This is a genomic window from Alphaproteobacteria bacterium (assembly GCA_019695395.1).
Lineage (GTDB): Bacteria > Pseudomonadota > Alphaproteobacteria > JAEUKQ01 > JAIBAD01 > JAIBAD01.
On record JAIBAD010000042.1, the window covers coordinates 1 to 14,078 of the forward strand.

A 14,078-nucleotide genomic window follows, 5' to 3' on the forward strand; every position below is an offset into this window, starting at 1 on the left:
ATTTGTCCGGGAAGATTGAGGATCAAGAAGCAAATTTATTGCTTTCCATTTCTTGTTATCCGCAGGGGAAATAAAACTTAACGCTGATCCTTGGGCACCCGCACGTCCTGTTCTTCCAATACGATGGATATAATCTTCTGGGCACTGAGGCAAATCATAATTGATCACATGTTCAACATGCGCAATATCCAAACCCCGTGCTGCAATGTCAGTGGCCACCATAATACGGTACCGTTTTTGTCTGAAAGCATGAATGACTTTATCCCTTTTCCGCTGACGCAAATCCCCATGCATAGCTTCAACATTATGTTCTTGCTTCAGTAATTTTTGGGCAAGACGTTCTGTAGCATATTTAGTTTTAACAAATACAATAATTGACCCTTGTCGTTTATCTAACTCCCCAAGCAATTTTTCATATTTATCAGATTCAGCAACACGAATAATTTCTTGATGAACTTCATCAACAGGTTTGTTAACCGTACCAATCGTAACTCTTTTAGGATTGACAAGGTATTTTTCTGATATTTTAAGAATTTCAGAGGGTAATGTCGCCGAAAACATCAATGTTTGATGCTGATTGGTAAGATATTTTAAGATTTTATCTAATTGAATACCAAAACCCATATCAAGCATCCGATCAATTTCATCTAAAATCAAAAGATTAGTATCTTTTAATGTTAAACTCTTGCGATTGAGATGATCATAAATTCTTCCCGCTGTGCCTACAATAATACGTGGGTTTGCTTTTAACTGTTGGAACTGTTTAAACATTGGCTCTCCACCAATTAAAAGCGCTGTTTTAATAGGTGTTTTAAATCCCAAAAGTTGATGAAGAACATTGATAACTTGAACAGCTAATTCACGGGTAGGAGTAAGAACAAGGCATGATCCCTTTTCTGTTGTAAGAACTTTAGTTACTAAAGGTATACCAAAGGCTGCAGTTTTTCCTGTACCTGTTTGGGCCGTTGCTAAAATATCTAAACCTTGTAAAGCCAAGGGAATAACTTCGGCTTGTACAGGGGTTGGGGTTTCATACTTCATTTTTTTCAATGAAGTCATTAATTGTTGCGGTAACGCAAACAAATCAAAATTTGTCATATAAGAATCCTATAAAGCGGTTTAAGTCTTTAAGATCTATATCTTAAAGACTTCATAAAATATTATATATTTGAATATAATACGGGGTAAAATTAATTAAGCAGCAGCAACTAATTTCAAATTTACGGCTGATGTTTTACCTTTATTCGTTGCAAGTTCATAACTGATGCGTTGACCTTCATTTAAATGAGATAAACCTGCTCTTTCCAAAGCACTTACATGAACAAACACATCACTACCACCTTGTTCAGGGGTAACAAAACCATATCCCTTAGTTGGGTTAAACCATTTTACAATACCAGTTGCCATATCATTCTCCTTTATTGGCAGTTAATATAAGAGCCCAATTAGCTTATTAATAAAGCGTAAACTCTTTGCCAATATGAAGAAAACAACCAAAATCTGGGGATGTAATCCAAACACCTTATTATCTGATATTTTTATTATCTGATATTTTTTATAAAGGTGTATTATGTTATATAAATAACAAAATCAAAGAGTACCTATTAAACTCATTTAAAGCAGATATAATAAATTTTATCTTTAAAGTCAATCTTTAAGGTAATTATAGTCTTATTTATTAGATTATTGGCCTTAACATCTAATATAATAGGCAATCCTTAGAATCCAAAAATACCCAGATATTTTAGTATTTATTTTAACAAATCAAAACTGACCTATTAAAATTTAGTACATAAGTCAGTTTTGATAAGCATAAAAATTTAATGATCATTAATGATCTTGGACACAATTTACATCTTGCCCGACCCGTGTAGGATCACATTTATTTTTCAAAGGTGGGAATGGTGTATTTGCTATCTTAATTGGGCTAGGTCGTGGAGAGCCAAAAGGCGTGGTACCATTGTTAACATTAATACCCCCAACATAACCATTGCCTGTTTTATTATATTTGCTTCCATTAGGTCCATTACCATTATGATTACCCACATTTACTGATGATGTCTTAACACTAAGGCCACCCGTACCTTGTGCAAAAGATGGTGAAACTGTCAAACCAACCAAAACAAAGGCCAAAACAAAAGATTGTAAAATTAATTTGAATGCATCCATATTATACCCTCTAAAATTGTTATTAATAAAATTTATTATTATCTGTATAATAAAATAAAGATTTATAGGTATGAAATAATAGTTTTCTAATTCATCATAGTTTTTGGGCATAGGGAATTTAATAAAAATGCTAAATAAAAAATGGCCTCGTAAGAGGCCATTTATAAACAAATCTTTATAAAAGATTATTGTGCATGATCTTGAGCACAGCTTTTATCTTTACCAAGTAATATACCATCACACCCAGCTGACTTTATTGAAGGGAATGGTTTATTATAAGTTGGTTCATTAGCAGCAAAATTAGGTTTTTTATCTTTACTTTCACCTACTCTTACAGAATCACGAACAACATCTTTTTTTGGAGCACTTTGAGCAAAAGCTAAGGTGTTTAAAGAATTTGCGGCACCAGCTATAATAAAAAGAACCATAAGTGATTTAATGAATGTTTGCATTTAATTTATCCTTTTAAATTGTTAATTTAAATTTCAAAACCAGGTTGTGTAATTATTTTATGGGCTTTGATTTGATAAAATTATTTTATCAACAATTTAAAGATATTATCAAATATAATTATTAATAAATAGTTAATAAAATTATTTTTGTGAAAAATATTATAAATAATTTTAAAAATTTATTCTTAAAATTATAAAAATATTTAAAAAATCTAAGGTTATAACTTAATCATTTTAATGAATGAGCTATAACCTTAAACCTAATGGTGGGAAAGATTATTAAATAGCTTTATTTATTGGGTGTGATCTTGGGAACAACCTTTATCCTTGCCTAATAATGCACTATCACAGTTTGCTTTTGCCAAAGGTGGAAAAGGCGTTTCATAAGCATATTGGCCAGGCTTAATACCAGTTTTTGTAGTTCCACCATCTTTACTATAAGCCCCGTTGCCGCCAACCCCAGAACTTCCACTTTTGGCCCCGGCAACTGTTCCAACACCAACTTTAATACCCCCACCAGTACTTTGCGCAAAAGACAAAGAAGCTGTTAAGCCTAAAAAAACTAAAGATAATAAAAGTGATTTTAATATCTGCATCTTTATACCCCTTTCATTTAATTAATAATTAAAATTTATAATTAAAATTATTATTTTAATATTTTTTTAATAAATTAATTTTAAAATTATTATTTTTTTTATTTTTTCATAATTTTATAATAAAATTCTTTATACGTTCCTTGCGGAGACGAACAATATAATTTTGTTCTTAAAAAAAGAATCACTCATTATTTTTTGTGGAGCAACAATATGCCTTTTAATAGGGTAATCACAACAGATATAATTGTTGTACTGGATTATTGTACTGGCAATAATATTAGCCAAAACTTCTTTACTATAAAGGCCCAAAATAAAAAATAACAGAAATTAAGCAATAAAATTGCCTACTTCTCATTCACTATATTCTTCTAATAATCATTTTATGATTTATAAAATAAAAAGTGGGTAAAACCCACTTTTTATTAAAAAATATTTATAATATTTTGTCTTATTTTGCACTACAGCTTTTATTAATAATATCACAATTATCCTTAGAAGCTTTTGCAGCAGGAGGAAAAGGTGTGCTGTAGTTCAACCCATTTGAACCTGCACCCTCTTTACCATCATTACCCTCAGCATTGCTTACTCTATCAGGAGCAGCACGTTCAGATCCACCACCACCCATACCGCGATTTGGGTCTTTATAAAAAGCAAAAGATGATGATGCAGAAAATGCAATAACTACAAGAGAGAGTAATAAAGATTTTAATAAACTATTCATGATTTTATATCCTTCATTAAATTAATTAAAAATTGTTTTTTATTTTCTTAATGAATTTCATCATAAACAAAAACTATTAATTAATGATTAATTTATATAGGAATTACAAAAATATTTCATAAAATTTCTAAAAAATGTATTTTTTAAAAAAATACCTACTAAATCTATCAAATTTTACGAACCAAAAAAAGCTTATACAAACTATAAAAAAAGAGTGTCATTATTTCTAATAACACCCAAGTCTAGGAGAGCAAACATTATATAAGTAAGTTATTTAATTTTGAAAAATTCTACTTCTTCTTTCATCACATACAGGCATTTGTTCAGGTAAAATTGCTCTGTCACATATACTAGAGTCATTATTTGAAGGTGGTATAGAAGTTTCTTCAGGTGGTTGTCCTGGTGCACATACCGCTACCAAACATGGTCCTATAGCAAATGTATTAGATCGGGGATCTGGATCACGATCAGGATCAGGTTGATCCCTTGTGATCTCACGTTCATGTGTGGGTTGAGATTGGGCAAATCCTTGCCCATTTGATAAGATTATCACACATAACATAGTCAATAATAAGGTAAAAAAAACACTTTTGCACCATTGTATAGTCATGGGATACCTCCTCAGCACTAATTGGCTTTTTTAAAGAAGCAAATGGTCAATATATTATCTATGCATATTATACAATTATAAGAGCAAAATATAAAAAACTGGTTAATAATCCTGTTAATAATCCTGGCGTTGGCAAGTAAAGACCACGCCACCCACTAAAGCTGTTGCGATACCACAATAAATTTGATCACCAGCTTCAAGTTTTAAAGGTAAAGTTTCACTATACCCAAAATCTACTGGTATTTGAGCTGTCGTGGGGCTAAATGTAAATGAAGCCATTAATTTTACGGATAAAAGTCTTTGAGTTACCCCATTATCTTTGGAAAGATAAAGATAACACGCCATTGATGAGGCCAAGCTTGCGCGTGCTAAAGCTGTAATATTGGTAACAATTGACCCTTCATTACCGGATGTGGTTAATAAAACTGTCCCAACAGGATTATCATCAACATCATTATTGGCCAATGTGGCAACAGCTTGGGATGTTTTGGTAGTTTTAATAAAAATAGGATCAAGATTTGCAACCATTTTAATTCTCCTTAATTAACGAAAAAATTTATTAGATAGGTTTTTAAGTACACGTGTTTGCCGAACCAAAGATAAAGGTGTGGCAACTTTAACAGCATCACGGCCCTTACTTATGTCTTCTGATGAGGCAAATTGACCAAGATTACGCCATGCAAGATCAGCGGTATTTGCACCTGTCCCACCTTCATTTATTGAAAGAGGTAGTCCAATTAATCCTTTATTGGCTAGATCAACAGCCTCAAGATTAGTCCCCGTCATATTCCAGCGCCAATATTTTCCAGCCCCTGGTTCAGGCAATTGAACATTTTTATAGACAGAGGAAAAAGGCAAAGTTAAACATCGATCTAACGTTTCATAAATTTCTTGAATCATAGCTGTTAATCGATCTAATGCTTGTTCATGTGTTTCTGCAGGAAACAAATCATTTGATACATAATCAACCGGTTGCTTGGGTGATGTTTTGCGTATAATTGTCCAACTGACCCCAGTTTTAGGTGGGTCAAATGCAATAACCGTACCTATCTTTCCAGACCCACCTTTTACCTCATAATCCACATGTATTTTTTGGGATTGCTCAAAACCTGTTTTTAAATCTCTTTTAATAACCAACAATTCTTGACTATCAAAAAAAATAAAAGGTATCGCAAAATTTTCTGTTACATCATCACCCATATAAGTCACCCGGCATAATAAAGTATGCAATGTCATGATTTCACCTTTTTAAAAGTTGAATTATTGATTAAAAATCAAATCCGGATAAAAATTTACCAGCTGTCATCAAAGATCCGTATTGGCGCTGCCTTTCTGCTTGTATATATTTTAATCTACTTTGATTAAGAAGATTATTTGTCATTATTTTATTTCCATAATTTTGATAAGCATTATCTAAAGCCAAATATCTTGCTTGATCAGAAAGTGTATCTAAAGCTGTACCTGTTAACGTAAGCCCCCGATAATTACTTGATACCTTATCTTGTGAAAGTTTTTGGACTGTTAAATTCTTTCTTTGTTGTTCTTCATATAAAGCGCGTTGCTGTTCAAGTGATGCCTGTTGTTTTAAATTTTTAGCTTGCGATTTAAGCGTAGAATTTTCTGTGACTTGGCGATGGACTGTACCAGCCAAACCAGTCAAAGCACCACCTGCTGCTAATGCTGTCATTACATCACACATTTATTTCTCCATTAAAGATATGTCAGAGACAATGGATAAAATTGTCATAGGTAAAGGTTGATCTTGGCTTATAATTAATCTGCTCTCTTTATCCCAACCTTTGGGAAACAAAATTGTTTTTATGCCGGAAAATAAAGGTGGGCTTTTATCCATAGGCATTGTCATTTTTCTTAAAACGATTTCATCCATTGATGTCTGATCAAAACCAATTTTACCCCCAAGGGTTGATAGAAAGTTAATATAAAGCTGATTAATTTTTTTTGTTTTTCCAACTGTACTGCTCAAGGGGAAACCAAAATTAAAATCCAAAGTTTCTAATAAACTTTTATACCCTAACCCCACATAAATTTTTTGAGCAGGATAATCTAAAGTGATTTCACCATTCCCATCAACTATCCTTTCGGGATGGACAGCACCATCACATAAGATATCGACCCGTTCACCTTTTAAATGATCAATACCTGTTACTTTTTGAATTGCCCTTCCTTCATAAAAGAGAGCAGAATCCATAAAACAACATTCATTTTTATCATTTTCATCTTTGGGGTTAAATTCATTTCCCAAATATTCTATAAAATGTTTAATTTGGTTGTTAATTGTGCGTTCCACAACCAACCACAATTCGTCCTGATTTAACCCAGAAATAGTAGAAAGAGATAAAATTTTTGATCCAACACCTCCTAAGATATGTTGGTGCCATCCTATAACTTCCTGATCCCGCATATAGGTAAAACCCAATAGCGTACCATCAGATATAATAACCCATAAAATAGACCAAGGTTCTTGTTGATAGGTCATTTCAACCATACCTTTTTGGGTTAAATGCCGTGCCATAATGGTCATTTCTGGTGAAATATAAGAATCTGCTTCGAAATTATAGGCCATTTCATAAAGTTTACGCCCGGCCCTTTGAATATAAAGAACCGCTTGGTTAATTCTAATGGCCATATGGTTTGATGACCCTATTGTTCCTTCACGTCTTATCGTAATGTTGTTAGGTGTTAAAGCTTCATTCAAGGTGGACGTTTGAACATTAAATTCACCCCCAGATGTACCAATGGCCAAAGTTTTACCCGCACTCATCCATCTTATGGCATTAACCCTATCGTCTGAAATTGTGAACACCAAACTACTATCTGATAAAATTTGGGCACTTTCTTGTAAACTGACACTCCCATTAGATGTGGGTGAAAAGCGTTCATAATCCCCCGATACTGATGCCCATATTGTTTGGGGTTGGCTTTTGCTATGGGCAAAAAACAAACGTTCTTCATAAAAAGTAACGCATGAAGGCCAGCCCAAACTATCAGACCATGCCCCTAATTTCCATTTCGTTGTTCCCCCTGTTTGGGAAAAAGGGAAATCAGGATCAACAACAGCATTCACCATTGTTGAATTTACATATGATATAATTTTAGCGCTGCCCCACACTAAAACATTACTTGTATGGAAACGTATACGTACCAATCGTCCTATATCATCCGCGGACCATAAAGCTGCACTGGCTGTAATGGTAATATTACCCGTTGTCCCATTAATCGTTAATGTCGTTAGGGTTATATTATCATCAAGATATGGCCCATCTTTAAATTTAATTTCATCTAAAGACCATTTTATATGACTATATCTGCTGAGTTTACGAGGGGCATATAAAGGATGACACAGATATAAAACATCGGCAGATTGAACCCATTTTAAATCTTTTAAATCTTCTTCCCTAAAAGGTGTCACAATTTCTATAGGTAAGCCAGGTGGATCTTCAATCCGCCCACGATCCTTATAAAAACGGAAATATTGATCCCCTGCTTCAATGATATAAGCCTGGCTTGTCGAATATTCAAAAGGAATTAATTTTACTTTTTTATTATTTTTTGTTTCAGCAACAAAATGGGTGCCTGGCCTTCGGGTTGCAGCCCCTTGAGGTAAAGGAATAAAATTAAGCAAAGTTTTACACGCATTTTGATATTTAGGCAGATCAATTCGTCCATGCAAAATAGGTGACCATTCCCCACTATTAAATGTCGTTAGAACTGGATAAAGATGCACCATGTTAATATCTGCTTTCTAACCAAGATGTGATTGTTAAATCTTCCGCACTATTTTCTTGGGCATCAATTATTCTAGCCTCGGCTATTATTTCTCTGAAATATCCGCGGATTAATTCTATTTTAGGTGAGCTTTCGACCAAATTACTGGCCAAATAAATTGCAAGGCGTAACGCAATCGCTTCGGCCAATAAAGGATCAAAATCAAGAGGATTTAGAATTCTTCCAATATAAAGAATAGGCAGAGGTGCCTGGTCATTACTTAAAATACAACCATTTTCTAATTTATAATCTTGATCTGATATAACTTTATATAACCGTATACAGTAAAGAGGTTCTGGCCCCACAGGTAAGGGAAATGATTTTTTATATCCCCATAAGGGTGCTATAGATAGTGCAGGCAGGAAGGTCCGTTGCATAGCACAATTCCAAGGATAAGATCTTAAAACTAAATCCCTGCTAATTGGATAATTCCTTTTACATAACCGCGCAGATTTATTTTCATCATCAAGTGACATAATCGGATCAGCCCCAATAAGGTCCAAAGCCCGATTGCATAAAGTTACAATAGCGTCCATAATCCTATATCCATATAAATTGTTGAATAAAGGGGATATTAAATATCCCCCTTTGTACGTTTATTAATCTATCGTGTAAAAAATTTGCGCACGCAGTAAGCCCATAGAGGGTAAAGTTGCACCCCCTATTGTTAATAAAACAATTTCTTCAGTTAGAAGACCTTCCCCAACTGCAGATGTAGTGCCAAAAAATATAGGTGTATTTGATGAAGGAAGTGTAAGCGCCGATCTATATTTGGTGCTATTACCTGCAATACCAATGGCTAAGGTTGCTGACCCTAAATTTGTATCTGCATTCAAAATACCGTAATGAATTCTAGATCCTTTCGGTAATTTGGCTATTTCGATCGTATCATTAACGGCTTGTCCATTTAAAAATATTTTTTCATTAAAACAGCGAACCCTTCCCCCAACATCTGCTACATCAGGTAAAAGGGGTGGATTTGACGTACGTATTTTAGCCATTTGTAACCCATAAAAATTTGTCATTTTTACCTCTATTCTTTACAAGCTATTTCGATAATTTTTTGTTCTTCCATACGTGTTGCCCCACATGATAAACAGGCATAAACATAGGTAGAAAAACTTTTATCCGGTCTTGATGCAACCTGGCCTTGGATATCTTGACCTATCGCCAGAAGTAATCCATTTTGCGCCCATGCAATAATTTGGCGGTCTCCATTAATATCTTTGGCCAAACGTTGGGTTGTGATAAATTTAAATCCCATATAACTATCTATTTGACCCTGAACCAGGGCGCGGACTGTGTTATAATCGGATGATTTTACCTCTGTCGTGTTTAAAAGATTGGTAATTTGTTTAGCAGTAACCGCTATATAACGGGGTTCATCTGGATCAACATCTGCTGCATCTAATCTTTCTTTAGCATCAAAAAGTTTTTGTAAGGTAAGTCCAGATGCATTAACAGGGATTTTTTGGGTTAAGGGTAAAGGTACCGATATTGTACCATTTTTACCGGTATAGGCTGTGCCCAAAGCAGCATCAATTAACACATCATCTATTCTTCGACCCAAAGACCACATAGCTGATTGAAGATAAGATGATGCAGGATCAATTAATAATCTAATTTTATCATTTTTATCAATCAAATCACCCCATTCAAAATCACGCTGAAAAACCCGGCGTCTGGTATGGGGAATAGAAATAGCTGGACTGTCCCCATGTCTTGCTAATTTTTCTAAAGCATCGGTTGATCCAATTTGATCAAAATAATTTTCTTCGCCATTTAAAATTTCTTGCCGTACAGCTGTACGTAATCTTGATCCTTTTTGTTGCACAAGATGGTAAAGGGTACTGCTATAATTTTTTACAAAGGCGGTATCCACTTGAAAACTCATATTATTCTCCTTAAAAAAACAATATTAATTTTTAAGAGGTATCTGTTAAAAACAGGCCCTTAATTGGCAATTTGCCAGGTTTTATTATATAAGAGGAAAGTATATATTCTCTGTGCCCTCTTAAGTTAGAAATTTTTAGTGTAATTTATTTGATATCCAACGGATGATTATGGGCAAGACGATGCAATTCCGTCATCTGTTGAATAGTTTGTTGATGTTCAGGGTGATATTTATCCATCCATTTACGATTAAAATCAGGATCACCTTTTAATCTTGTAATTTCGGCTTCAGCCATTTGCGGTGAATAAGATTTTGACAATGATCCCTTAGGACCTTTTAAAAAATCTTCTTGCATTGTTTGACCAATTTTATAAAAAAATTTAACCATGGCTGGACCTCCCAATGTATTTTCTAACATGTCTAAAACACCCTGATCATCAACAAAAATTTTTGCTGCTTGTCTTGCGATTTGAAGATTAACGTCATAATCTTTATTCCATTCTTGATGTAATGTTTCTTCTAATTCTTGCCGTTTTATTTGCTCCGTTATTTTATGATTATTTTGACTATGTATTGTATAATCAACAAATGCATCATGAAGCAAGCTTGCTTGCTTTTTAGTCAATCCAGCTTGATATGCTTTTTCTTTATACCATTTAGCAAAATCTTGGTCATAAAGAGGAAAATCAGAAGGTACATTAAATTGATATCCTTCTATATTTTCTGGTCGTCCAAGACGCTGCCACACATAATCCCAATCCTGGGCATTCGCATTTTTTCCTGGTAATGAAATTTTCTCTCCACCCAAAAGTTTTTCTGCATGGAGATAAGCTTTGGCTAAATCATTAGGGGTTTTATACCCTTTTTTATGTACCATATTTTTGGCCAGTTCATCCAAATGATCAACCCAATTGTTTTTTTGGTTATTGGGTGGAGATTGGATCATACCTTGATCTTGGGGTATATTTTCTGTTACTTGCATAAATAAACCTTTCTTAATTTTATTGATTAAAATTTTGGGTGATATCAAAATTTAACATGTCATAAATATGAAGAAAAACATCACGCGCTCCTTCATTAAAAGCTGTTTGATATGGATCATTGGGAATAAAACTTGTGCGATGAACGCGGCAATAGGCAGCAAGATCATTGAGAATTAATTGGCTTTCTTGATGCGAGGGATCTAATTTATTTTTATATGCAACTTTTACTTTTTGTATATTTTCTGATGAATATAAATCGTACCAATGAATCGTTTTCTTCATTCTTTTAATCCTTTCTATTATTATAAATTCATTCGTAATATTTTTTGTGGGGCACCAAACGCATCAACAATCGAACGGCCATAAGCATAAGGATCCACAATGGATAAAACTGATGGATCATAATTGGCCATGGGCAATAAAGCTTCAACCGATCGTAAGATAGCCATACCTTCGGCATTCTTTTGAACACGTGCCAAAGGTGATACATAATCTATTTTCATGATAGGATTTGGTCCCATTTCCTCTGGTAATGGTGGAAAACACCCAGATCGCGCCATAAGGGCAAATTGCCTATCAATCAAAGGATCCAAAAATTCAGTTTGCAATCTTCCAAGATGGGGAGCCATCAACCGCAATTTTTCTTCTTGTTTAATTAATATTTCTGTTGCAGTTAAATTTGGTTGTTGTACCATTTGCATGAGCGAAGAAAAGAAAATTTCTTTAATAGCTTGCCGCCGCTGTTCTTCAATTTCAAAACCTAATCCAATATTACCTTGCGTTGACAAAGGTTCATAAAGTCTTTGGCCATTGGCATTAAGTCCACCGTAAATGATACCCCCAGGCGTTGTCCTGATACCACGAACTGCCATTTCATCCACAGCCAATAAAGGCGGATCCACCATTTTCTGGGCACTTGTGATTGTTGTTTTACACATCGTATTCAACATTTTTACATCTGCCATGGCTAACATCGCAGGACTATCCCCATAAACATGGCCTGGTCTTGTTGACCATCTTGGAACCATGTAGGGAAATTCAAAATAGCTACCCACAGAAAGAATATTTTTATGGCCAATATCAATATAAAAACTGGAAAATTTTTTATCTTTATGATCCAATAAATCTTTGGGCATTTCATCACAAGGAACAACAACATGGAGAAAATTGAATTTTTGTTCGGGATAACGATCAAGTGCTTTGATAATTTTATAATGACAACGCTCATTCCATAATTGATAGGCTTGTCTTGCTGTCAGAGAGAATTTGCGAATGATGGTATCAACTTCACCACAATAATTTTCAGCAATAAAACATTCGGATAAATGACGACATGAATAATGAATGCCGGACCTCTTAGAATTTTGTTCTACATAAAATATGGCGGTCCCAAAACAAACCAAATCTAAATAAAGATCTAAAATTCTACTATAAAATTTTCCACCTTGGGCAGCAAAACCTTGACGCATAATGTTTGTAGCATGATCAAGCCATAAACGAATAATGGGCTGATCATTCATTTCATGATTGTGACATTGTAAATTAAACCATTCTGTTGCAGAATTGGTCATCATACTCCACAAACCTGACGCCAGATTATAGGCAGCCAAACCTGCCGTCCCATCAAAAACCTTTTCTGAATAGGGTAAAGGCTGCTGGTATTCTTCTTTAAAATCCCCACGTTGAGGTAAAATATATTCAGATATCTGGCGCCATTGACGTTCCAAACCCGAACGTTCGGCAGACATAATTTCTTGCCGCTTGATAAATTCAAGCACAATTTCTGATGAATCCATTGGATCAATCCTATAAATTAATATAATTTTATTATTATTGGCCTAATAATTTTTTAATATATGATGGCGCAGAAGTTGTATCCCCATCGCCGCCAATTAATAACGTTGTAGCACGTCCCTTGGCCAATCTTGCCCTTTTTCTTTCTTCTTCTTCGGCCATTTGGATTTCAGCCATATCCTGACTTGGTAAAGTTGGGGGTGGTATCATTTTTTCTTTTTTAGGTTTAAAAGGAATTGAACACATAATTTTATCCTCACTAAAATGCTATTATTATCTTTTTATGTTAGATTAAAGAATCCAAGCATATGTTATAAAATCTTCTTTATTCTTTCCAAAATAGGAGATTATATTTTCTGGCTGTGCACCAAGATATTCTAACCATCTGTGCGCTTTCTTATGTCCTATCCAAGAATGACATTGGATCCTATGGGCTTGATAAATTTTAAAATAATAAGGCAAAGTTTTTTTAAGATACGCTGTTAAATCAAAGGAAATATTTGCCCATTCGGGTGTCGCAAACATCCAGGCTGACCAAACATGCGGCCACATTTCTAATAATCCCATCGCTGCAACAGGATGGTCTTTATCACTAACTAAATACCCATAATTTGTATAAGATAATGCTTCTTCAGCTAGAATTTTGGGGTCATCCGACCACCGGGTTGCATAAATTTCTACCTGGTCTTGAACGCGTAAATTAGAGGCAACTTTTTGTACCCCTTCCAACGTTAATGGTTTAATGTTCATCAGTCACCTTCAACAATAAAGACATAAAAAAACCCGCTGTTAAATTAACAGCGGGTACACTTATATTCATTATGCACCTTTATATCCTATTTTTTTCTATATGTCAAGAAAAAAATGCATAATTATAATTTTTATCAGCTTAAGTCTAAAATTTTATTGGATCACATTGCTGATCCGGTATTAAATTGGATCGCACTGCTGATCCGGTATTAAATTGGATCGCACTGCTGATCCGGTATTAAATTGGATCGCACTGCTGATCCGGTATTAAATTGGATCGCACTGCTGATCCGGTATTAAATTGGATCGCACTGCTGATCCGG

The 14,078-nt window shown here is 34.3% G+C and carries 19 protein-coding genes; all 19 read right to left on the reverse strand.

What is annotated here, in order from left to right:
* On the reverse strand, positions 1-1,098 hold a 1,098-nt coding region (locus K1X44_07415), incomplete at its 3' end, for a DEAD/DEAH box helicase (protein ID MBX7147120.1).
* Between the two features lie 96 nt (positions 1,099-1,194).
* Complete coding sequence (locus tag K1X44_07420; GenBank protein ID MBX7147121.1) at positions 1,195-1,407, reverse strand: cold-shock protein; 213 nt, start codon at positions 1,405-1,407, stop codon at positions 1,195-1,197.
* Between the two features lie 423 nt (positions 1,408-1,830).
* Positions 1,831-2,169 (reverse strand): hypothetical protein, encoded by a 339-nt coding sequence (locus K1X44_07425; GenBank protein ID MBX7147122.1) that lies wholly within the window; start codon positions 2,167-2,169, stop codon positions 1,831-1,833.
* A 185-nt stretch (positions 2,170-2,354) separates the two neighbouring features.
* Positions 2,355-2,621 (reverse strand): hypothetical protein, encoded by a 267-nt coding sequence (locus K1X44_07430; protein ID MBX7147123.1) that lies wholly within the window; start codon positions 2,619-2,621, stop codon positions 2,355-2,357.
* 293 nt (positions 2,622-2,914) lie between these two features.
* A complete protein-coding gene (locus K1X44_07435) occupies positions 2,915-3,217 on the reverse strand; it encodes a hypothetical protein (protein MBX7147124.1) in 303 nt (100 codons plus the stop codon).
* Positions 3,218-3,665: 448 nt separating this feature from the next.
* Entirely contained in the window at positions 3,666-3,938 is a 273-nt protein-coding gene (locus tag K1X44_07440) for a hypothetical protein (protein ID MBX7147125.1), read from the reverse strand.
* Positions 3,939-4,212: 274 nt separating this feature from the next.
* Positions 4,213-4,548, reverse strand: coding sequence for a hypothetical protein (locus K1X44_07445; protein ID MBX7147126.1), 336 nt, complete (start codon positions 4,546-4,548; stop codon positions 4,213-4,215).
* 114 nt (positions 4,549-4,662) lie between these two features.
* A complete protein-coding gene (locus K1X44_07450) occupies positions 4,663-5,076 on the reverse strand; it encodes a hypothetical protein (GenBank protein MBX7147127.1) in 414 nt (137 codons plus the stop codon).
* A 15-nt stretch (positions 5,077-5,091) separates the two neighbouring features.
* Positions 5,092-5,784: a hypothetical protein gene (locus K1X44_07455; GenBank protein ID MBX7147128.1), complete on the reverse strand. Its 693-nt coding sequence runs from the start codon at positions 5,782-5,784 to the stop codon at positions 5,092-5,094.
* Positions 5,785-5,815: 31 nt separating this feature from the next.
* Positions 5,816-6,247, reverse strand: a complete 432-nt coding sequence (locus K1X44_07460) for a hypothetical protein (GenBank protein ID MBX7147129.1) — start codon at positions 6,245-6,247, stop codon at positions 5,816-5,818.
* A complete protein-coding gene (locus tag K1X44_07465) occupies positions 6,248-8,296 on the reverse strand; it encodes a hypothetical protein (protein ID MBX7147130.1) in 2,049 nt (682 codons plus the stop codon).
* A 1-nt stretch (position 8,297) separates the two neighbouring features.
* On the reverse strand, positions 8,298-8,870 hold the full coding sequence (locus K1X44_07470; protein ID MBX7147131.1) for a hypothetical protein: 573 nt from the start codon (positions 8,868-8,870) through the stop codon (positions 8,298-8,300).
* A 63-nt stretch (positions 8,871-8,933) separates the two neighbouring features.
* Positions 8,934-9,359, reverse strand: a complete 426-nt coding sequence (locus tag K1X44_07475; protein ID MBX7147132.1) for a hypothetical protein — start codon at positions 9,357-9,359, stop codon at positions 8,934-8,936.
* 8 nt (positions 9,360-9,367) lie between these two features.
* Entirely contained in the window at positions 9,368-10,228 is an 861-nt protein-coding gene (locus K1X44_07480; protein ID MBX7147133.1) for a hypothetical protein, read from the reverse strand.
* Positions 10,229-10,373: 145 nt separating this feature from the next.
* A complete protein-coding gene (locus tag K1X44_07485; protein MBX7147134.1) occupies positions 10,374-11,210 on the reverse strand; it encodes a hypothetical protein in 837 nt (278 codons plus the stop codon).
* Positions 11,211-11,229: 19 nt separating this feature from the next.
* A complete protein-coding gene (locus K1X44_07490) occupies positions 11,230-11,493 on the reverse strand; it encodes a hypothetical protein (GenBank protein ID MBX7147135.1) in 264 nt (87 codons plus the stop codon).
* 20 nt (positions 11,494-11,513) lie between these two features.
* Entirely contained in the window at positions 11,514-13,007 is a 1,494-nt protein-coding gene (locus tag K1X44_07495; GenBank protein ID MBX7147136.1) for a head-tail connector protein, read from the reverse strand.
* A 34-nt stretch (positions 13,008-13,041) separates the two neighbouring features.
* The gene (locus K1X44_07500; GenBank protein ID MBX7147137.1) at positions 13,042-13,251 is read right to left on the reverse strand and encodes a hypothetical protein; all 210 of its coding nucleotides are present in this window, start codon (positions 13,249-13,251) and stop codon (positions 13,042-13,044) included.
* 45 nt (positions 13,252-13,296) lie between these two features.
* Complete coding sequence (locus tag K1X44_07505) at positions 13,297-13,755, reverse strand: hypothetical protein (protein MBX7147138.1); 459 nt, start codon at positions 13,753-13,755, stop codon at positions 13,297-13,299.
* Positions 13,756-14,078: the final 323 nt, after the last annotated feature.